Below are 17,387 nucleotides of genomic sequence, written 5' to 3' on the forward strand. Positions count from 1 at the left end.
GTGCGGCCCCTATCGATAGCGCGACAGCGCCAGATCGCCCGTCTCGATCGCTGCGCGCCGCCCCGACATCAGGTCGGCGATCACCGCCGCCGATCCGCACGCCATCGTCCACCCCAGCGTCCCGTGGCCGGTGTTCAGCCACAGGTTGGACAGCTTGGTCGCCCCCACCACCGGGGTACTGTCGGGCGTCATCGGCCTGAGCCCACTCCAGAAACTGGCCCGCGACACGTCGCCCGCGCCGGGAAACAGGGAGCCGAGCGAATATTCCAGCGTCGCGCGCCGCGCATCGGGCAGGTCGTTGTTGAACCCCGAAATCTCCGCCATCCCGCCCACGCGGATCCGGTCGCCGAGCCGGGTGATAGCGACCTTGTAACTCTCGTCGAGCAGCGTCGAGACGGGCGCGCGCCCCTCGTCGACGATCGGCACGGTGATCGAATAGCCCTTCACCGGATAGACCGGCAGCCGCAGGCCGAGCGGCGCGACGAGGCGCGGCGAATGGCTGCCCAGCGCCACCAGATAGGCATCGCCGCGCACCACCCCCCGGTCGGTCTCGACTCCCGTCACCCGGTCGCCTTGGCGCACCAGCCGCCGGATCGTCTCCCCCAGGCGGAACTCGACGCCCGCCTTCGTCGCCATGTCCGCCAGCGCATTGGTGAATTTGAAACAGTCGCCCGTCTCGTCGCCCGGCAGCCGCAGCCCCCCGGCGATGTCCATGTTGCTGCCCGCCAGCCCCGGCTCGGCGGCGATGCAGCCGGCGCGGTCGAGGACCTCGAACGCCACGCCATCGGCCTTGAGCACCGCGGTATCCTTGTCGATCCCGGCCAGTTGCTTATCCTCGCGGAACAGTTGCAGCGTGCCTTGCGAGCGTTCGTCATAGGCGATGCCGGTGTGCCCACGCAGCTCGATCAGCTTGTCGCGGCTATATTCGGCCAGCCGTACCATCCGCCCCTTGTTCACCGCATAGTCGCGCGCGTTGCAATTGCTGAGCATCGCGACCAGCCAGCGCAGCATCGCCAGATCGACCTTCGGGCGCAGGATCAGCGGGGCATGTTCCATGAACAGCCATTTCAGCGCCTTGCGCGGAATACCCGGCGCCGCCCATGGCGAGGCATAGCCCGGCGAGATCTCGCCGGCATTGGCGAAGCTCGTCTCCAGCGCCGGGCCGCGCTGGCGGTCGATCACCACCACCTCATGCCCCGCCTGCGTCAGACACCATGCCGAGGTGACGCCGATCACCCCCGCGCCAAGAATCACGATCCGCATGTGCTTGCCTCTCGCTCGCCCGCCACGGGCAGGATGCGCCGCGCATGGCGGTGGCGCAGTCCGGTCAGGATTTCATAGGCGATCGTGCCCGCATCGGCGGCGACGCGGTCGATCGTCTGGTTCGGGCCGATCAACTCGGCATGGGTCGCCTGCGCCAGCACGGCTTCGGGCACGCCGGTCACGTCGATGCAGATGCTGTCCATCGACACCCGCCCGGCGATCGGCGCGGCATGGCCGCCGACCCAGGTCATGCCCCGGTTACTCAAGGCGCGCGGCCAGCCATCGGCATAGCCATAGGACAGCGTCGCGATCCGCCGGTTGTGGTCCGCGACCGACGTCAGTCCATAGCCGACCCCGGTCCCGGCGGGCACGTCCCGCACCTGCACGATCCGTGCATCGAGCGCGACGACCGGCCGCATCGGATTGGCGACCCCCATCTGCGGCGCACCGCCGTACAGCGCGATTCCCGGTCGCACGACATCGCCCGGATTGCCGGGGAGGAACGCGCCCGCCGAATTGGCCAGCGACCGCGGGGCAGGGGGCAGCATCGCCGCCAGTTCGGCGAACCGCGCGCGCTGCGCCTCGTTCGCCGCCGCGCCGGGCTCGTCGGCGCAGGCGAAATGGCTCATCACCAGCAGCACCTCGATCCCGTCCAGCAGCGCCGGCTTGGCTGCGATCTCGGCGACCTCGACCGGTGTCAGCCCCAGCCGCGACATGCCGCTGTCGACCTGCACCGCCGCCGGCAACCGCCGTCCGGCACGCTTGGCCGCCGCCCGCCACCGCGCGATGTCCATCGGACCGTTCAGCACCGGAATCGCTTCCGCCTCGATCAGTGCGTCTTCCTCGCCCGGCGCAATCCCGTTCAGCACGAACAGCCGCGTATCGGCCGGCAGGGCAGGCCGCAGCGCCACCGCCTCCCCGGTCAGCGCGACGAAGAAGTCGCGGCACCCGGCACCGTACAACGCATCGGCGACGACCGCCGCGCCCAGCCCGTACCCATCCGCCTTCACCACCCCGGCCGCACGCGCCGGCGCGACCCGGCCGGCGATGCTCCGGTAATTGGCGACCAGTGCGTCAAGATCGATCGTCAGCAAACCCATGCCCGTCGTCGGCTCCTTGCCCGTCCACGACGCTACTACAGTCGGCGCGGCAGATTGTTCGCGATTGTCGCATGATCTGCCATAGATTGTATCGAACGCAACAAGCGACGACGGAATCGCAACCATGACCCTCGACGCGATCGACCGCAAATTGCTCAGCCTGCTGCGGCAGGACGCCCGCCGTCCCAACAATGCGCTCGCCGCCGAGGTCGGCCTGTCGCCGTCGGCCTGCCTGCGCCGCATCCGCCTGCTCGAAGACGGCGGCGCGATCCGGGGCTATACCGTCGTCACCCGCGCCGATCCCGCCGATCACGGCGCGACCGTGATCGTGCAGGTGACGCTGGAGCGCCAGACCGAGGAATATCTCTCCCGCTTCGAGGCGGCGGTGCGCCGCCACCCCGAAATCCAGGAATGCTGGCTGATGACCGGCCAGTCCGACTATTGGCTGCGCGTCGCGGTCGAATCCGCCGGGGCGTACGAGGCGCTTCACACCGACATCTTGTCGCGCCTGCCCGGCGTGACGCGGATCAACTCCAGCTTCGCGATGCGCAACGCGCTGATGCCAAGAAGACGGGGCTAATCCTCTTATCGTCATTCCGGCGAAGGCCGGAATCCACGGATAAAAGCGGGAGCGACTCCAGCAATACGTCCCATGACCGTGGATCCCGGCCTCCGCCGGGATGACGGTCGTCCGTCCTACCCCAACCGCGCCAGCTTGCGCGCGGTGCGCACGTCATGCGCCACCACCGCGCCGCTCAGCCGCTCGATGATCTTCAGCAATCGCCCGCCGCGCGCTGCCTCTTCCTCGCGATCGTCGACCAGTTCGCTGCCCCATTCGCGCGCCAGCGCCGCGATCATCGCCGGCGGCGAATGATCGACCGTGACCGACCGGAACGGCAGCGCGATGCTGGGCGAGGCGAAGCGGTCATGCCCGGCCTCCGCCACCGGGTCGACGAGGATCGCCCCGGCCACCCGCTGGACATAATGCGCCGGCGACAGCCGCGCCCACCACGCCGCCGCGCGGCAGCCCGCGCCATGCGCCATCAGGATCACCGGCGCATCGCCATCGCCGACGAACCGGTCGATCCTGGCGCCAAGGATGTTGCGGTCGCCATCGGTCGCCCGCCCGATCGGCAGCAAGGTCGCGCGCAGCCGGTCGATCGCATCGGCCATCGCCATCGGCGGCGCGCCATCGATCAACGCCAGGATTCTCGGGCCAGCAGGGGCAGCGATCGCAACCATCGGTCGTCTCCACGTCGAACCGTCGCACAGGCTATCACAGCGCACGAACGACGCAATCGTTCATACCGCAGCAATGCCACGCAATATCGTGTTATGCGTCCGCTTACTCCCCTCCCTGACAGGGAGGGGCCGGGGGTGGGTCGGCCTGCGAGGGAACGATAGCATCCGCCCCAAACCGACCCACCCCCAACCCCTCCCTGTCAGGGAGGGGAGCGACTCACAGCGGCAATGCCGTCGTCGCCTTCACCTCTTCCAGCACCGCATAGGTCCGCGTCTCGCGCACGCCGGGCACCGTCGTCAGCGTGCGGCCGAGGAACGCGCGATAGGCGTCCATGTCCGCCATCCGCACTTTCAGCAGATAATCGAACCCGCCCGCGACCATATGGCATTCGAGCACTTCGGGCAGGTCGCGGACATGGTTGCCGAACGCGGTGAACACGTCGGCCGTCGTCCGGTCGAGCAGCACCTCGATGAACACCAGCAGCGACCGGTCGAGCTTGCCCGGATCGAGCAGCGCGGCATAGCCCCGGATGACCCCGCTCTCACGCAACCGCCGCACCCGCTCGAACGCGGCAGCGGGCGACAGCCCGCACTGGCTGGCGAGCGCCTGATTGGTGATCCGCCCATCGGCCTGCAACACCCGCAGCAGCTTGCGGTCGGTCTGGTCCATGATCCTGTTTCCCCGGCCAACGGTCGCGGTCCGCCACGCCGGCCGCCCCACACCCATCGTCACCCCGGACCTGTTCCGGGGTCCACCTGTCCACAAACGGTATCGCCCGATCCTCAAACGCATCGCCTGCCGCCCGGTGGGCCCCGGAACAGGTCCGGGGTGACGGGTGGTGAATAATCCATTCCCGCTACGTACCAAATAACAAAAATCATCGGCCATCCCCCGTAACAACCGACACACCTTCACCCGATCCCACCCTATACCGTCGATACCACATGGAGAAACCGATGCCCGCGATCGATTGGGATGCCCTGGACGCCGACAAGTTCACCGACGAAGCGGTGCTGCTCCCGCAATTGCTGGCACAGGTGCCGCTGACCACCGCCGACCGGTCGCAGATCGTCGCCGATGCCGCCAAACTGGTCGCGCGCACCCGCGCCGCCGCCGCCAAGCCCGGCGTGGTCGAAGGCTTCCTCCAGCAATTCTCATTGGGCACGCAGGAAGGGCTGGCGCTGATGTGCCTCGCCGAAGCGTTGCTGCGCACGCCCGACGCCGCGACCCGCGACCGGCTGATCGCCGAAAAGGTCGGCGCGGCCGACTGGGCGGCGCATCTCGGCCAGTCGTCCAGCCTGTTCGTCAACGCCTCGACCATCGGCCTGACCCTCACCGGCAAGCTAGTCGGCGACGCGGGCAGCGCCGGCATCGGCGAGACGATCCGTCGTCTGGCAGGCCGCCTCGGCGAACCGGTCATCCGCCGCGCGCTCGCCGCCGCCGTCGGCATCATGGGCGACCAGTTCGTGCTGGGCGCGACGATCGAGGACGCGCTGAAGCGCGCCGCCAAGGAAAACTATCTCTGCTCGTTCGACATGCTCGGCGAAGGCGCGCGCACGCTGGCCGACGCCGATCGCTACGAAGCCATCTATGCCGCCGCGATCGACGCGGTCGGCCGCGCCCGCGCGCCGGGCAGCACCCCCGAACAGGGCCACGGCGTCTCGGTGAAACTGTCCGCGCTCTGCCCGCGCTACGAAGCGGTGCGCGAGGGCGAGGTCATCGCCGATCTCTACCCGCGCCTCCACCGCCTCGCCCGCATCGCCGCCGGCCATGCGCTGAACCTCGCGATCGATGCCGAGGAGGCCGATCGCCTCGCACTGTCGCTGAAACTCGTCGACCGGCTGGCGCGCGAAACCGATCTCGGCGACTGGACCGGCTTGGGCGTTGTCGTACAGGGCTATGGCAAGCGCGCGCGCGGCGTGATCGATCGCCTCGAACGCCTGTCGCGCGACACCGGGCGGCGGATCATGGTCCGGCTGGTCAAGGGCGCCTATTGGGACAGCGAGGTGAAGCGCGCGCAGATCGCCGGCCACCCCGGCTATCCGGTATTCACTTCCAAGGCCGCGACCGATCTCAGCTACCTCGTCTGCGCGCACAAGCTGATCGCCGCCGCCCCCGCGCTCTATCCGCAGTTCGCGACCCACAACGCCCACACCCTCGTCGCGGTCCGCCACATGGCGGCGCGCGCCGGGGTGGCGATCGAACATCAGCGTCTCCACGGCATGGGCGAGGGGCTGTACCGCGCCGCCGGAGCGGGCACCGACAACAGGCTGGTGCTCCGCGCCTATGCCCCGGTCGGCGGGCATGAGGAGCTGCTGCCCTATCTGGTGCGCCGCCTGCTCGAAAACGGCGCGAACTCCAGCTTCGTCAACGCGCTGCTCGACGAGGAGATCGCGCCGGAAACCATCGTCGCCGATCCGGTGGCGGCGGTCGCCGCGCAGCCGCACCAGCACCCCCGCCTGCCATCGCCCGCTGCGATCTATCACGGCCGCGCCAATCCACTGGGCCGCGACTATTCGATCGCCACCGTCCGCGCGCAGGCCGATCACGCCCGCGCCGCCTATGCCCCGATCACCGCCGGTCCGATCGTCGGGGGCCGGATGCAGGCCGGGGCAGGGCCGACGCCGATGGCCAGCCCGGTCGATCACGCCCGCACCATCGGATCGGTCAGCAACGCCACCGCCGCCGACATCGACGAAGCCGCACGCCGCGCGCGTGCCGCGCAACCGGCATGGGACACCGCCGGCGGCCTCGCGCGCGGCAAGGTGCTGCGCGCGATGGCCGACGCGCTCGACACGCAGATGGACCGTTTCATCGCCATCCTGTCGGCCGAGGCCGGCAAGACGCTCAACGACGGCGTCGCCGAAGTGCGCGAGGCGATCGACTTCTGCCGCTATTACGCGCTGCTCGCCGAAACCCGCTTCGCCGGGCCGACCGTGCTGCACGGCCCGGTGGGCGAGGTGAACCAGATCGAACTCCACGGGCGCGGCACCTTCGTCTGCATCTCCCCGTGGAACTTCCCGCTGGCGATCTTCACCGGACAGGTCGCCGCCGCGCTCGCCGCCGGCAATGCGGTGCTGGCCAAGCCCGCCGAACAGACCCCGCTCGTCGCGCATGAAGCCGTCCGCCTGTTCCACGCCGCCGGCCTCGCCCCCGATCTCCTCGCGCTGCTCCCCGGCGAAGGCGCGGACGTCGGCGCGAAACTCGTCGGCCATCCGTCGATCGCCGGCGTTGCCTTCACCGGCGGCACCGACACCGCATGGGCGATCAACCGCCAGTTGGCCGACCGGCGCGGCCCGATCCTGCCGTTCATCGCGGAGACCGGTGGCCTCAACGGCATGTTCGTCGACACCAGCGCGCTGCGCGAACAGGTCGTCGACGACGTGCTGCTCTCCGCCTTCGGCTCGGCGGGACAGCGTTGTTCGGCGCTGCGCCTGCTCTACCTGCCGAAAGACACCGCCGATGCGGTGATCGAGACGCTGATCGGCGCGGCCAAATGTTTGGGCGTAGGCGACCCCGCCGACCCCGCCACCGACATCGGCCCGGTGATCGACGGTGACGCGCGTGATGCGCTCGAAGCCCATGTCGCCCGGCTGGAGCGCGAGGCCACCATCCTGTTCCGCGCCGACCCGAACGGCTGGGACGCCAAGGGCACCTATTTCGCCCCGGTCATCGCCGAAATCCCGACCCCCGACTTCCTCGAACGCGAAGTATTCGGCCCGATCCTCCACATCTACCGCTACGACCCGGCCGATCTGCCGCAGGTCGCCGGCGCCCTCGCCGCACGCGGCTATGGCCTGACGCTCGGCATCCACAGCCGCATCGACCGCTTCGCCGAGGAAGTCGCCGCGCTGGTCCCGGCGGGCAACGTCTACGTCAACCGCTCGATCATCGGCGCGGTCGTCGGCGTCCAGCCCTTCGGCGGCGAGGGGCTGTCGGGCACCGGACCCAAGGCCGGCGGCCCCGACGCGCTGCTGCGCTACGCCGCCGAACGCTCGACCTCGATCAACATCATGGCCAAGGGCGGCGACCCCGCGCTGCTGAATTTGTAAGCGGGGTGGGGGGGGGTACGAAAAAGGGGTCGGAAGCGTAAAGCCTCCGACCCCTTTTCTTGTGGCAGCCGACGCGGGAGTTAATCCCGCGTCGTCGGTCGGGAGCTTGCGCTCCCGCCGGCCGGCGCCATCCGTCTCCGGAATAGCTTTCGCTATTCCGGTGCGGATCAGGCGCCTGCGACCTCGGCCGTATCGACCTTGATCCCCGGACCCATCGACGAGCTGAGCGCGACCTTGCGGACATACTTGCCCTTGGCGCCCGACGGCTTGGCCTTGACCACCGCATCGACCAGCGCGTCGAAGTTCGCGCGCAGGTCCTCGGCCGGGAACGATGCCTTGCCGATGCCCGAGTGGATGATACCGGCCTTCTCGACGCGATACTCCACCTGACCGCCCTTGGCGGCTTCGACGGCGGCGGCGACGTTCATCGTCACCGTGCCCAGCTTCGGGTTCGGCATCAGGCCCTTCGGCCCCAGGATCTTGCCGAGACGGCCGACGAGGCCCATCATGTCCGGCGTCGCGATGCAGCGATCGAAATCGATCTTGCCACCCTGGATCGCGTCCATCAGGTCCTCGGCACCCACCACGTCGGCACCCGCCGCCGTGGCTTCGTCCGCCTTGGCGCCGCGTGCGAACACGCCGACGCGCACCGTCTTGCCGGTGCCCTTGGGCAGCGTCACCACGCCGCGGACCATCTGGTCGGCGTGACGCGGATCGACACCCAGGTTCAGCGCGACCTCGATCGTCTCGTCGAACTTCGACGTGGCGTGGGTCTTGGCGAGCGCGATGGCTTCATCGATGCCGTGCAGCTTGAGCGTGTCGACGGCGGTGGCGAGGGTCTTCGCCTTCTTGGTCAGCTTGGCCATGATCTCAACCCTCCGTGACTTCGAGGCCCATCGCGCGGGCCGAACCTTCGATGATCTTCGTCGCCGCGTCGATGTCGTTGGCGTTCAGATCCTTCATCTTGATCGTCGCGATCTCGCTCAACTGCGAACGCTTGATCGTGCCCGCGACCGACTTGCCCGGCTCCTTCGAACCCGACTTCAGGTTGATCGCCTGCTTGATGAGATACGTCGCCGGCGGCGTCTTCGTCTCGAAGCTGAACGACCGGTCGGCATAGACGGTGATGATCGTGGGCAGCGGCGTGCCCTTCGCGATGTCACCGCTGGAGGTCTGCGCGTTGAACGTCTTGCAGAATTCCATGATGTTCACGCCGCGCTGACCCAGCGCGGGTCCGATCGGCGGCGACGGCTTGGCTTCGCCCGCCGGCACCTGCAGCTTGATATAGCCGGTAATCTTCTTGGCCATGGTCACTCTCTTTCAAGTTTAGCGGTCCGTGCGGCACATCCGTTACCGGAGCGCCTCCCGCCATGGTTTTCCAAAACTGTCGTATCGGAAGCGTGCGCGCATAGTCGAAAGCGCGGCCCCTTGCAATGTTGGACTTACCATGATCCGCTCGAAGCCATGCCCAGACCCTATAGCCGCGCGCAGGCGCTCCAGAACGCCGCCTTCCTCAAGGAACTCGCCCGCACCGGCAACGCCCGCGACGCCGCGCGCACCCTCGGCCTCAACCGCTCGATGCTGACCAAGCGCCGCAACGCCGACCCCGACTTCGCCCAGCGCTGGGAAGGCGCGCTGGCGCTCGCCGCCGCCGCCCTCGCCGATACCAATGTTTCGCCCGACGACGCCCGCCTCGTCCGCTCGAAAGGCCGCCTGCAACTGCGCGCCACCAGGGCCCGCCACATCGACACCGCCGCCGAGCAAGCCTTCCTGCGCGCGCTCACCGCCACCGCCAACGTGCGCCTCGCGGCGAGCGCGGCGGGCTTCGCCCATTCGAGCTTCTACGCCCGCGCCCGCCGCCACCCCGGCTTCGCCCGCGAAATGCGCCTCGCGCTGGCGGTGGGCGCCGAACGGCTGGAGATGGCGCTGCTCGAATCCGGCCTGCCCGAAGCCAATGTCCACGACCAGTGGCGCCACAACGATCCCCCGCCGATTGAGCCGATGACCGTGCAGCAGGCGATGCTGCTCGTCGCGTGGAACGACCGGCGGCAGAAGGAACTGGTCAACCCGGCGTTTGGGCCAAAGCGTGGCGAGAGTAATGCCGCGTGGAAGGACCGGTGTGCGAAGGAGTATCGCGTGGCGTGGCTGCTGGATGAGGAGGAACGGCGGTTGGTGAGTTATGCGCAACTGGAGTGGCGGCGTGGGGGGAGAAGGGCGGAGTGGGAGCCGATGACGCCGGATGAGGATTTGCGGGAGGCGGTTAAGGCGGTGCGGGGGAGGACATGATCTTTCCCACAACGTAAATAGGCTTAAATTAGAAAAAATATCGCGTCCGATTTCAAATAATAGTACCAGCTAAAAACACTATGTAGTGGGGGTAGGCATGAGGAAGATCGATAAATATGTCATATCATTTTTCATTGTAATATCCAGTATATATACTGTCAGTGCTAAGTCGGGAGAAAACGGGAATATTCATAATAATTTAAAATCGGCCCTAGCAGAAAGCGGTAATGATCCTCGTAGAGATTACATCGACAAAGCAAAATATACCGACAGTCAATCGCAAGCGGAGGAGTTAAACCAGCCTTGTTTGCCTGTTGAAATTAACAGAAATAGTGACCTGTGTGCTCAATGGCGTGCCGCAGACGCCGCATTTGTAAGTTCACTATGGTCAAAATATTCGGTATTGATAAGTATCGTAGGCGTAACAATAGGTTTTTTAACGTTAATCTCTGCGGCAGCTGCTGCGTTTTTTGCGAGAAATGCTGCTCTTGAAAACAAAAGGAGCGCTAACGCTTCCGAGGAGGCAATTAAAGAAACAAAGCGAATAGGCGAGGCGCAAGCACGCGCTTACGTTGATTTCAGAATTAAAGAAGTGGAATGTTTCTTCAACGATGGAGAAAGTTTTCTCTTAATAATGTACGGATACATTAATACTGGGCAAACTCCCGCTAAAGATATGCAGCAGTGGATGACGTGGAGTGCAGTTGACATAGATAAGGCGGAAATAAAGCCAATAATAAAAGACGAATTTGGTAGTACTGCAAGTAAAATCGATCTTGGTGCTGGACAGAACACCTTTCATAAGGACCGCCTGCCTATTGATGCTTCGTCTGTAGAAGGGATTGTGTCTGGGAATAAAGCATACGTAATTTGCGGCGTAGCAAAATATAAGGATGTTTTCGGCAATGAGTTCACGTTAAGATTTCGGCGAAGATTGTCAACGAAATCTGGTCTAAACAAATTTATTGCTACAAATGCAGATAACTATACCTCATAACTTAATATGTACAAGGTAGTTGAAAAAACGGCGCAGGGCCTTCGCCCTACGCCGCTAACGTCGGTCGGGTTGCACCCGCCGGCCGGTGTCCGCCGTCTCGGCGATAGCATTCGCTATCGCCGTGCGGACAGCAAGTCAGGCTTTCGCCTTACTTGCTTCGTTCCACTTGCTCGAAGTCCAGTTCCACCGGCGTTGCCCGCCCGAAGATCGACACCGACACCTTCACCTTCGACTTGTCGAAGTCCAGTTCCTCGACCACGCCGTTGAAGCTCGCGAACGGGCCGTCGAGCACCTTGACCGAATCGCCGATCTCAAAATCGACCTTGATCTTCTGCTTGGTGGGCGAGGCGGCGGCTTCTTCCTTGCTGTTCAGCATCCGCGTGGCTTCCGCCTCGCTGATCGCCTGCGGCTTGCCCGACGACCCCAGGAAGCCCGTCACCTTCGGCGTGTTCTTGACGAGGTGATAGACCTGATCGTTCAGGTCCAGCTTCGCCAGCACGTATCCGGGCATGAACTTGCGCTCGGACTGCACTTTCTTGCCGCGCCGCACCTCGGTCACGTTCTCGGTCGGCACCTCGATCGCCTCGACCGCATGGTCAAGGCCGAGGCGCGTCGCCTCGGTCATGATCGAATCGCGGACCTTGCCCTCGAACCCCGAATAGGCGTGAATGATGTACCAACGCGACATGAAAGTCCTTTGAAGCTCGTGGGAGTGCGGGGTCGAGGCGTTACTGGGCGAGGCGCAGCAGCGCCTTCACGATCGCATCGAACATCGAATCGACGCCAAGGAAGAAGATCGCGAGCAACGAGGTCATGATGACCACCATCACCGCGGTCATCACCGTTTCCTTGCGCGTCGGCCACGTCACCTTCGCGGTTTCCGCCTTAACCTGCCGCATGAATTCGACTGGAGTAACCTTGGCCACGCGCGCACCCTTGTTGCGGTTGATCGACATTTGGACACAAGGCCCCGTCCGGTCCCTTACAAGAACCGGCGCGGCCCATCCACGCTGTCGGATTGGGCATGGTATCTAGCGACGAACGCAGCCCCATGCAAGCAATGCCGGGCAGGGCGGCGATCCCCCCTCGAAGCCCCGCGTCGCGACATCCCCCGCCCGCGCGCTCCCGCCTCGCCATAACCGGTCGGGCAGGGCAAGCGGGCCGGATCGACATCCAGCAAAACGCCGGACTTCTCCCCTCCCTGACAAGGGAGGGGCCGGGGGTGGGTCGGCCGGTTGTGAAAAGCATCCCGTGCCGCACGGACCTGCCCACCCCCGCCCCTCGCTTCTCGGCAAGGGTGCCCCCCGGTTTCTCCCGAAGGGGCCGATCGTCAGAACCGATAGCCGAGCCCCACCACCACGCTGCGCCGCTCGAAGTTCAGGTCCTCATAAATGGTATTGTTGGTGCCGAAGCTGCTGCCGACGAACTCGGCCTTCACATAGGCGCCGTTGCCCATCGCATATTCGCCGCCGAAGCCGAATTGCACGCCCTTGTACGTTTCGTCGAAATCGTCGCCGAACGCCGACAGGTTCAGCTTCAACTGCGAATAGCCGATCTTGCCGTACATCTGCGCGCGACGGCCGATCCGGCCGCCGATCCGCGCGCCCCCCGAAATCTCGTTGCCCGCCTTCTGGCACAGCACGAAATAATCGAGGTCGTCGCACCGGTCCACGCTCGACCCGCTGTACGCGACATAGCCGCCCAGCAGCACATTGCGCCCGATCGCCGCATCATAGCCGATCTCGCTGCCATAGCGGATGCCGTTCGCGCCGTCGTAATATTTGGTATCGTCCTCGATATAATAGGCTTCGAGCCGGTCATAGCCGGCGCTCGCCTCGAACCGGAAACCGCTCAACGGGTCATCGCCCGGCGCATCGGTCAGCTCGGGCGCGACCGGCGGCGGCATATCCTGCGCGGCGGCCGGCTGGGCAAGTGCGATCACCGCCGCCCCGATGGCGGCTACGAATTTCAACATGGATGGTCCCCCCAAACACCGTCCGATTCGCGGACGGCGCAAAGGGCATAGCATCGATTTGCTGCGGTGCGGTATGAAACGCAGCCGAAACGGTTACAACAGGCTGACCGCCGCGAACCCGCCGACCAGCGCCACCACCAGCAACGTCCCGATCAGCGTCAGCCGCTTCTCGATGAAGTCCTGCACCGGCTGGCCATAGCGCTTGAGCAGGAACGCGATCAGGAAAAACCGGAACGCGCGGGTGATCGCCGCCGTCAGCACGAACATCCCGAAATTGAACTTGGCGAGCCCCGACGCGATCGTGACCAGCTTGAACGGGATCGGCGTCAGCCCTTTCAGCAGGATGATCGCCGCGCCGTATTTGGCGAACGACGCCTGGAACGCGGTCGCCTTGTCCTGCAACCCGTACAGCTCGATCACCCAGCGCCCAACCGTGTCGAACAGGAAATACCCGATCGCATAGCCGACCATCGCCCCCAGCACCGACGCGATCGTGCAGATCGCCGCGATCCGGTACGCCCGGGTGCGATGCTGCAGGATGACCGGCACCAGCACGACATCGGGCGGAATCGGAAAGAACGAGCTTTCGCAAAACGACACGACGGCAAGGCTGCGCACCGCATGGCGATGATTGGCAAGGCGAAGCGTCCAGTCGTACAGCGCACGGAACATCGTCGGCGTCCAGATGGGGGAAGGGCGCGCGGGGTGCGCTGGCACGAGTGGAGGGATTCGAACCCCCGGCCCTCGGTTTTGGAGACCGATGCTCTACCAGCTGAGCTACACTCGTGTGCGGAGGCGGCCTCTATCCCGGTCCAACCGGAAGCACAAGGCCGATTATTGGATAGCCGGTCGGGCGGCCTGTAGGACAGCGAAAACTTGCGGGTTCAGGCCGCGATCGCATACGGCTTGATCTCGCCTTCCAGATACAGTTTGCGCGCCTTCGCCCGGCTCAACTTGCCCGACGACGTGCGCGGCAGCGTGCGCGGCGGCACCAGCTCGATCACGCAGTTCATCCCCGTAACCGACCGGACGCGCTCGCGAATTTCCTCGCGCAGCCGCTGCCGCTCGGCCTCGTCCGACGCACGGCACTGTACCAGCACCGCCGGGGTTTCCTCGCCGCCCGGCGTGGTGATCGCAAAGGCGGCGATGTCGCCCGCCTTGAATCCGGGTAGTTGCTCGACCGCCCATTCGATGTCCTGCGGCCAGTGATTCTTGCCATTGACGATAATCATGTCCTTGGCGCGGCCGACGATATACACGTAACCTTCTGACATATATGCCATATCACCGGTGTCGAGCCAGCCGTCGGCCATGCACGCCGCGGTCGCCTCGGGATCGCGGAAATAACCGCTCATCAGCGACGGGCCCTTGCACCACAGCTTGCCGATCGCGCGCTGCGGCAACAGCGTGCCGTCCTCCTCGCGGATTTCGATCGCCATGTCCTTCACCGGCTTGCCGCAATTCACGATCGCGCGATACCGCTGCGGCCGGTCGGCGCGCCCTGCGTGACCGGAAAGTTCCGTTTCTTCAACCAGTTCGACGATGATCCCTTCGCCCGGCGGCATGATCGCCACCGCCAGCGTCGCTTCGGCGAGGCCATAGGACGGCAGGAACGCCGACGCCTTGAACCCGGCATCGGCAAAGGCATCGACGAACGACTGCATCACGTCGGGCCGGATCATGTCCGCACCATTGCCCGCCAGCCGCCAGCGCGACAGGTCGAACCGGTCGGCCGCCTTGGTCTGGCTCGACATCCGCCGCGCGCAGATGTCGTAGCCGAAGGTCGGCGAGTAGGAAATCGAACTGCCGGTGTTGCGGGTGATGAGATCGAGCCACGCCAGCGGCCGCCGCGCGAAATCCTCGGTCTTCAGATAGTCGGTCGACACCTGGTTGGCGACGACCGACAGGAAACAGCCGACCAGCCCCATGTCGTGATACCATGGCAACCACGACACGCAGCGGTCCTCGGGGTTCACTTCCATACCATGGCTGTGCGCCGACAGGTTGTTCAGCAGCGCGGCGTGGGTGATCTCGGTCCCGTGCGGGAAACGGGTCGAACCGCTCGAATATTGCAGGTAGCAGACATCGTCGGTGGCGGCCTGCGGCAGATCGACGACCGGGGCGTCGCTGGCGGAAAAGCGTTCCCAGTCAATCCCTTCGACCCCGGCGACCCGCGCGGCTTCGCCCGCCATCGCTTCCAGTTCGGCCGGATAGAGCAAGGTCGTGGGATCGCAGCTCGCCAACTGCACGCGGAGCTGCTCGACATAGGCGTCGCGCCCGCCGAACGACGTGGGCAGCGGCAGGGGCACCGGCCACGCCCCGGCATAGACGACGCCGAAGAACAGCGCGGCGAACTCCGGCCCCGTCTCGGCGATCAGCGCGATGCGGTCCTTCGGCCGCACGCCATGCGCGATCAGCCGGTGCGCCTGCGCGAGCGCATCCTCGCGCATCTCGCGAAACGGGTAGGGGCGGGTGAGCGTGCCGCGTGCGTCGTGAAAGTTCAGCCCGCGTGTCCCCGTCGCGGCATAGTCCATCGCTTCGCCCAGCGTCGCGAAATCGGCGAAGCGGCGGGGGAGCGCGTCCATGGTCGGTGTCGCCACCGGCGTCGCTGCAACAGTTCCTTCAATATTCGTCGTCATTCTTGTCCAACTCACGGCACCATGGCGGGTAACACGCGGCTCCCAAGCGGATCGCCATAGCGACAACCGGCCGCGCGGCACAGTCCGTTTCAAAATCGCGGCGCACTATGGCACAAACATGGCGCATGCCCCGTGAACCCCGCCGCCCGCCGCCCGCGCTGACCCAGCCGGCACTCGAACGCCTTGCGCTACGCTATGTCGAACGCTTCGCGACGACCCGCGCCAAGCTGCTCGATTATCTGCGCCGCAAGCTGCGCGAACGCGGCAGCGAAGGGGTGATAGACCCCGAAGCGCTGGCCGATCGCATGGTCGAACTGCGCTATGTCGACGATCTGGCGTTCGCGGAATCGCGCGTGGCGGCGATGGCCCGGCGGGGGCTGGGGCCACGCCGGGTGCGCGATGCGTTGCGCCACGACGGGGTGGCCGGCGAGGACAGCAGCATGCTGAACGAAGCGATCGACGAGGGGGCGGAGGCGACCGCCATGGCCTTTGCCCGGCGGCGCCGGATCGGCCCGTTCGCGCCCGAACCGGTCGAGCGCGACCAGCGCGAACGACAGATCGCGGCGATGGTCCGCGCCGGTCATGCACCGTCGCTCGCCCGGCGAATCGCGTCGATGACCGGCGACGACGTCCCGGACTTGCGCGAAGACCATGCTTAATCGCAAAGAAATCGTCGCGTTCGTGAAAGATCGTGTTAGGATGCGGGCAGGGGGATTGCAAATATATGCGCATGGAGGCTCGAACCACCGCAGACGATTTCTCCGTCGTTTCGTCGGGCGTCGTGCCGTTCGGCGATGATGCCGAGCCGGGAATCGCGATCGGCGGCGTCGTCAAATGGTTCGACGTGACCCGCGGCTTCGGTTTCGTGGTCGCCGACGATCCGGACGTCGGTGACGTCCTCGTGCATTTTTCGGTGCTTCAGGATCATGGCCGCCGGACCCTTCCCGAAGGGGCGCGGATCGTCTGCCACGCGGTACGCAAGGCGCGCGGCATGCAGGCGACCGAAATTCTCGAAATCGACCTGTCGAGCGCGATCGAACCGGTGCGTCGCCCCGCCGACCGCCCCGACCGCATGGCATTGGCCGATCAGGCAGGACCGTTCGAGCCGGTGACGGTGAAGTGGTTCAACCGACTGAAAGGCTATGGTTTTCTGGTTCGCATCAACGAACCCGGCGATGTGTTCGTCCATATGGAAACGTTGCGGCGCGGCGGGATCGAGGAAGTCGATCCCGAGGAGCGGCTTGTCGCGCGGATCGTCGATGGGCAGAAGGGGCCGCTGGCGATCGTGGTCGAAAAAGGCGAGTAAGCGCGTGACATTGCAACGGATGGCCGCCGCGGCGGCACTGGCGCTCGCCGCCGCGACGGGCGGCTGCCAGTCGGGGGGGAGCGACGCCGCCACCCAGGCCGGCGTCGCGACGAAGCGCGTGACGATCACGACCGCCGCCGGCAAGACCCATGACTTCACCGTCGAACTCGCCGCGACCGAAGCGCAGCAGCAGCGCGGGTTGATGTACCGCCCGTCGATTCCCGCCGACGGCGGCATGTTGTTCGCGCCCTATCCGCCCGACGGCGGCCCGCCCAAACCGGCCAGCTTCTGGATGAAGAACACGCCCAGCGCGCTCGACATCCTGTTCATCCGCCCCGACGGCATCGTGGCGACCATCGCCGAGGACACCATTCCCTATTCCGAAATCCCCGTCGGATCGGGCGAGCCGGTGTCGGCCGTCCTCGAACTGGCCGGTGGCCGCGCCGCCGAACTGGGCATCGCGGCGGGCGACAAGGTGACGTGGAAATGATCGGCACCGTTGCCCCATCGGCGTCGGGGCGCTAAG

At 65.9% G+C, this 17,387-nt stretch carries 18 protein-coding genes and 1 tRNA gene; 7 read left to right on the forward strand and 12 right to left on the reverse strand.

The window, feature by feature from the left end; genetic code table 11:
* Positions 1-9: 9 nt before the first annotated feature.
* The gene (locus LRA89_RS03485) at positions 10-1,263 is read right to left on the reverse strand and encodes a D-amino acid dehydrogenase (RefSeq protein WP_230769032.1); all 1,254 of its coding nucleotides are present in this window, start codon (positions 1,261-1,263) and stop codon (positions 10-12) included.
* Entirely contained in the window at positions 1,251-2,363 is a 1,113-nt protein-coding gene (gene alr / locus LRA89_RS03490; RefSeq protein ID WP_230769033.1) for an alanine racemase, read from the reverse strand. Before alr ends, LRA89_RS03485 begins: the two co-directional genes overlap by 13 nt.
* A 124-nt stretch (positions 2,364-2,487) precedes the next feature.
* Between alr and LRA89_RS03495 the strand changes: the two genes are divergently transcribed.
* Entirely contained in the window at positions 2,488-2,943 is a 456-nt protein-coding gene (locus tag LRA89_RS03495) for an Lrp/AsnC family transcriptional regulator (protein WP_056494050.1), read from the forward strand.
* Positions 2,944-3,059: 116 nt separating this feature from the next.
* On the opposite strand, the gene LRA89_RS03500 is transcribed toward LRA89_RS03495, so the two are convergent.
* On the reverse strand, positions 3,060-3,605 hold the full coding sequence (locus LRA89_RS03500) for an alpha/beta hydrolase (RefSeq protein ID WP_230769034.1): 546 nt from the start codon (positions 3,603-3,605) through the stop codon (positions 3,060-3,062).
* 217 nt (positions 3,606-3,822) lie between these two features.
* Positions 3,823-4,275, reverse strand: coding sequence for an Lrp/AsnC ligand binding domain-containing protein (locus tag LRA89_RS03505; RefSeq protein ID WP_056494056.1), 453 nt, complete (start codon positions 4,273-4,275; stop codon positions 3,823-3,825).
* A gap of 287 nt (positions 4,276-4,562) precedes the next feature.
* Between LRA89_RS03505 and putA the strand changes: the two genes are divergently transcribed.
* Positions 4,563-7,658: a bifunctional proline dehydrogenase/L-glutamate gamma-semialdehyde dehydrogenase PutA gene (gene putA, locus LRA89_RS03510; protein ID WP_230769035.1), complete on the forward strand. Its 3,096-nt coding sequence runs from the start codon at positions 4,563-4,565 to the stop codon at positions 7,656-7,658.
* A 167-nt stretch (positions 7,659-7,825) separates the two neighbouring features.
* On the opposite strand, the gene rplA is transcribed toward putA, so the two are convergent.
* Together rplA and rplK are read right to left on the reverse strand one after the other, a co-directional pair.
* The gene (rplA, locus tag LRA89_RS03515) at positions 7,826-8,524 is read right to left on the reverse strand and encodes a 50S ribosomal protein L1 (RefSeq protein WP_055755631.1); all 699 of its coding nucleotides are present in this window, start codon (positions 8,522-8,524) and stop codon (positions 7,826-7,828) included.
* Positions 8,525-8,528: 4 nt separating this feature from the next.
* Positions 8,529-8,966: a 50S ribosomal protein L11 gene (gene rplK, locus LRA89_RS03520; protein WP_056495206.1), complete on the reverse strand. Its 438-nt coding sequence runs from the start codon at positions 8,964-8,966 to the stop codon at positions 8,529-8,531.
* Positions 8,967-9,122: 156 nt separating this feature from the next.
* On the opposite strand from rplK, the gene LRA89_RS03525 reads away from it, so the two are divergent.
* Positions 9,123-9,944 carry a hypothetical protein gene (locus tag LRA89_RS03525; protein WP_230769036.1) on the forward strand — a complete coding sequence of 274 codons (822 nt, stop codon included), beginning with the start codon at positions 9,123-9,125 and terminating at the stop codon, positions 9,942-9,944.
* A 97-nt stretch (positions 9,945-10,041) separates the two neighbouring features.
* Positions 10,042-10,941 (forward strand): hypothetical protein, encoded by a 900-nt coding sequence (locus LRA89_RS03530; RefSeq protein WP_230769037.1) that lies wholly within the window; start codon positions 10,042-10,044, stop codon positions 10,939-10,941.
* A 148-nt stretch (positions 10,942-11,089) separates the two neighbouring features.
* On the opposite strand, the gene nusG is transcribed toward LRA89_RS03530, so the two are convergent.
* The 6 genes from nusG to LRA89_RS03560 form a co-directional block, all read right to left on the reverse strand.
* Positions 11,090-11,629: a transcription termination/antitermination protein NusG gene (gene nusG / locus LRA89_RS03535; RefSeq protein ID WP_055755635.1), complete on the reverse strand. Its 540-nt coding sequence runs from the start codon at positions 11,627-11,629 to the stop codon at positions 11,090-11,092.
* A 40-nt stretch (positions 11,630-11,669) separates the two neighbouring features.
* The gene (gene secE / locus LRA89_RS03540; RefSeq protein ID WP_200909702.1) at positions 11,670-11,867 is read right to left on the reverse strand and encodes a preprotein translocase subunit SecE; all 198 of its coding nucleotides are present in this window, start codon (positions 11,865-11,867) and stop codon (positions 11,670-11,672) included.
* A gap of 404 nt (positions 11,868-12,271) precedes the next feature.
* On the reverse strand, positions 12,272-12,916 hold the full coding sequence (locus tag LRA89_RS03545; protein ID WP_230769038.1) for an outer membrane beta-barrel protein: 645 nt from the start codon (positions 12,914-12,916) through the stop codon (positions 12,272-12,274).
* A gap of 93 nt (positions 12,917-13,009) precedes the next feature.
* Positions 13,010-13,588 carry a YqaA family protein gene (locus LRA89_RS03550; protein WP_055755640.1) on the reverse strand — a complete coding sequence of 193 codons (579 nt, stop codon included), beginning with the start codon at positions 13,586-13,588 and terminating at the stop codon, positions 13,010-13,012.
* A 39-nt stretch (positions 13,589-13,627) separates the two neighbouring features.
* Positions 13,628-13,703: transfer RNA gene (locus LRA89_RS03555), tRNA-Trp, on the reverse strand.
* Between the two features lie 97 nt (positions 13,704-13,800).
* Complete coding sequence (locus LRA89_RS03560) at positions 13,801-15,555, reverse strand: fatty acyl-AMP ligase (RefSeq protein WP_230769039.1); 1,755 nt, start codon at positions 15,553-15,555, stop codon at positions 13,801-13,803.
* Positions 15,556-15,680: 125 nt separating this feature from the next.
* Between LRA89_RS03560 and LRA89_RS03565 the strand changes: the two genes are divergently transcribed.
* The 3 genes from LRA89_RS03565 (at position 15,681) to LRA89_RS03575 (ending at position 17,351) form a co-directional block, all read left to right on the forward strand.
* Entirely contained in the window at positions 15,681-16,214 is a 534-nt protein-coding gene (locus tag LRA89_RS03565; RefSeq protein WP_230769040.1) for a regulatory protein RecX, read from the forward strand.
* Between the two features lie 71 nt (positions 16,215-16,285).
* A complete protein-coding gene (locus LRA89_RS03570) occupies positions 16,286-16,861 on the forward strand; it encodes a cold-shock protein (RefSeq protein ID WP_443024925.1) in 576 nt (191 codons plus the stop codon).
* A gap of 19 nt (positions 16,862-16,880) precedes the next feature.
* Positions 16,881-17,351 (forward strand): DUF192 domain-containing protein, encoded by a 471-nt coding sequence (locus LRA89_RS03575; protein ID WP_230769223.1) that lies wholly within the window; start codon positions 16,881-16,883, stop codon positions 17,349-17,351.
* Positions 17,352-17,387 lie beyond the last annotated feature (36 nt).

The organism is Sphingomonas sp. Leaf4 (assembly GCF_920939515.1).
In the GTDB taxonomy this organism is placed as follows: Bacteria; Pseudomonadota; Alphaproteobacteria; order Sphingomonadales; family Sphingomonadaceae; genus Sphingomonas.

Bases quoted from the DNA above. Each gene is read 5' to 3' on its own strand.
- putA (WP_230769035.1), top strand. From the start codon at position 4,563: ATGCCCGCGATCGATTGGGATGCCCTGGACGCCGACAAGTTCACCGAC.
- nusG (WP_055755635.1), bottom strand. From the start codon at position 11,629: ATGTCGCGTTGGTACATCATTCACGCCTATTCGGGGTTCGAGGGCAAG.
- LRA89_RS03565 (WP_230769040.1), top strand. From the start codon at position 15,681: ATGCCCCGTGAACCCCGCCGCCCGCCGCCCGCGCTGACCCAGCCGGCA.
- LRA89_RS03495 (WP_056494050.1), top strand. From the start codon at position 2,488: ATGACCCTCGACGCGATCGACCGCAAATTGCTCAGCCTGCTGCGGCAG.
- LRA89_RS03505 (WP_056494056.1), bottom strand. From the start codon at position 4,275: ATGGACCAGACCGACCGCAAGCTGCTGCGGGTGTTGCAGGCCGATGGG.
- LRA89_RS03500 (WP_230769034.1), bottom strand. From the start codon at position 3,605: ATGGTTGCGATCGCTGCCCCTGCTGGCCCGAGAATCCTGGCGTTGATC.
- LRA89_RS03560 (WP_230769039.1), bottom strand. From the start codon at position 15,555: ATGACGACGAATATTGAAGGAACTGTTGCAGCGACGCCGGTGGCGACA.
- rplA (WP_055755631.1), bottom strand. From the start codon at position 8,524: ATGGCCAAGCTGACCAAGAAGGCGAAGACCCTCGCCACCGCCGTCGAC.
- LRA89_RS03575 (WP_230769223.1), top strand. From the start codon at position 16,881: ATGGCCGCCGCGGCGGCACTGGCGCTCGCCGCCGCGACGGGCGGCTGC.
- LRA89_RS03485 (WP_230769032.1), bottom strand. From the start codon at position 1,263: ATGCGGATCGTGATTCTTGGCGCGGGGGTGATCGGCGTCACCTCGGCA.
- LRA89_RS03545 (WP_230769038.1), bottom strand. From the start codon at position 12,916: ATGTTGAAATTCGTAGCCGCCATCGGGGCGGCGGTGATCGCACTTGCC.
- LRA89_RS03525 (WP_230769036.1), top strand. From the start codon at position 9,123: ATGCCCAGACCCTATAGCCGCGCGCAGGCGCTCCAGAACGCCGCCTTC.
- LRA89_RS03570 (WP_443024925.1), top strand. From the start codon at position 16,286: ATGGAGGCTCGAACCACCGCAGACGATTTCTCCGTCGTTTCGTCGGGC.
- LRA89_RS03530 (WP_230769037.1), top strand. From the start codon at position 10,042: ATGAGGAAGATCGATAAATATGTCATATCATTTTTCATTGTAATATCC.
- alr (WP_230769033.1), bottom strand. From the start codon at position 2,363: ATGGGTTTGCTGACGATCGATCTTGACGCACTGGTCGCCAATTACCGG.
- rplK (WP_056495206.1), bottom strand. From the start codon at position 8,966: ATGGCCAAGAAGATTACCGGCTATATCAAGCTGCAGGTGCCGGCGGGC.
- LRA89_RS03550 (WP_055755640.1), bottom strand. From the start codon at position 13,588: ATGTTCCGTGCGCTGTACGACTGGACGCTTCGCCTTGCCAATCATCGC.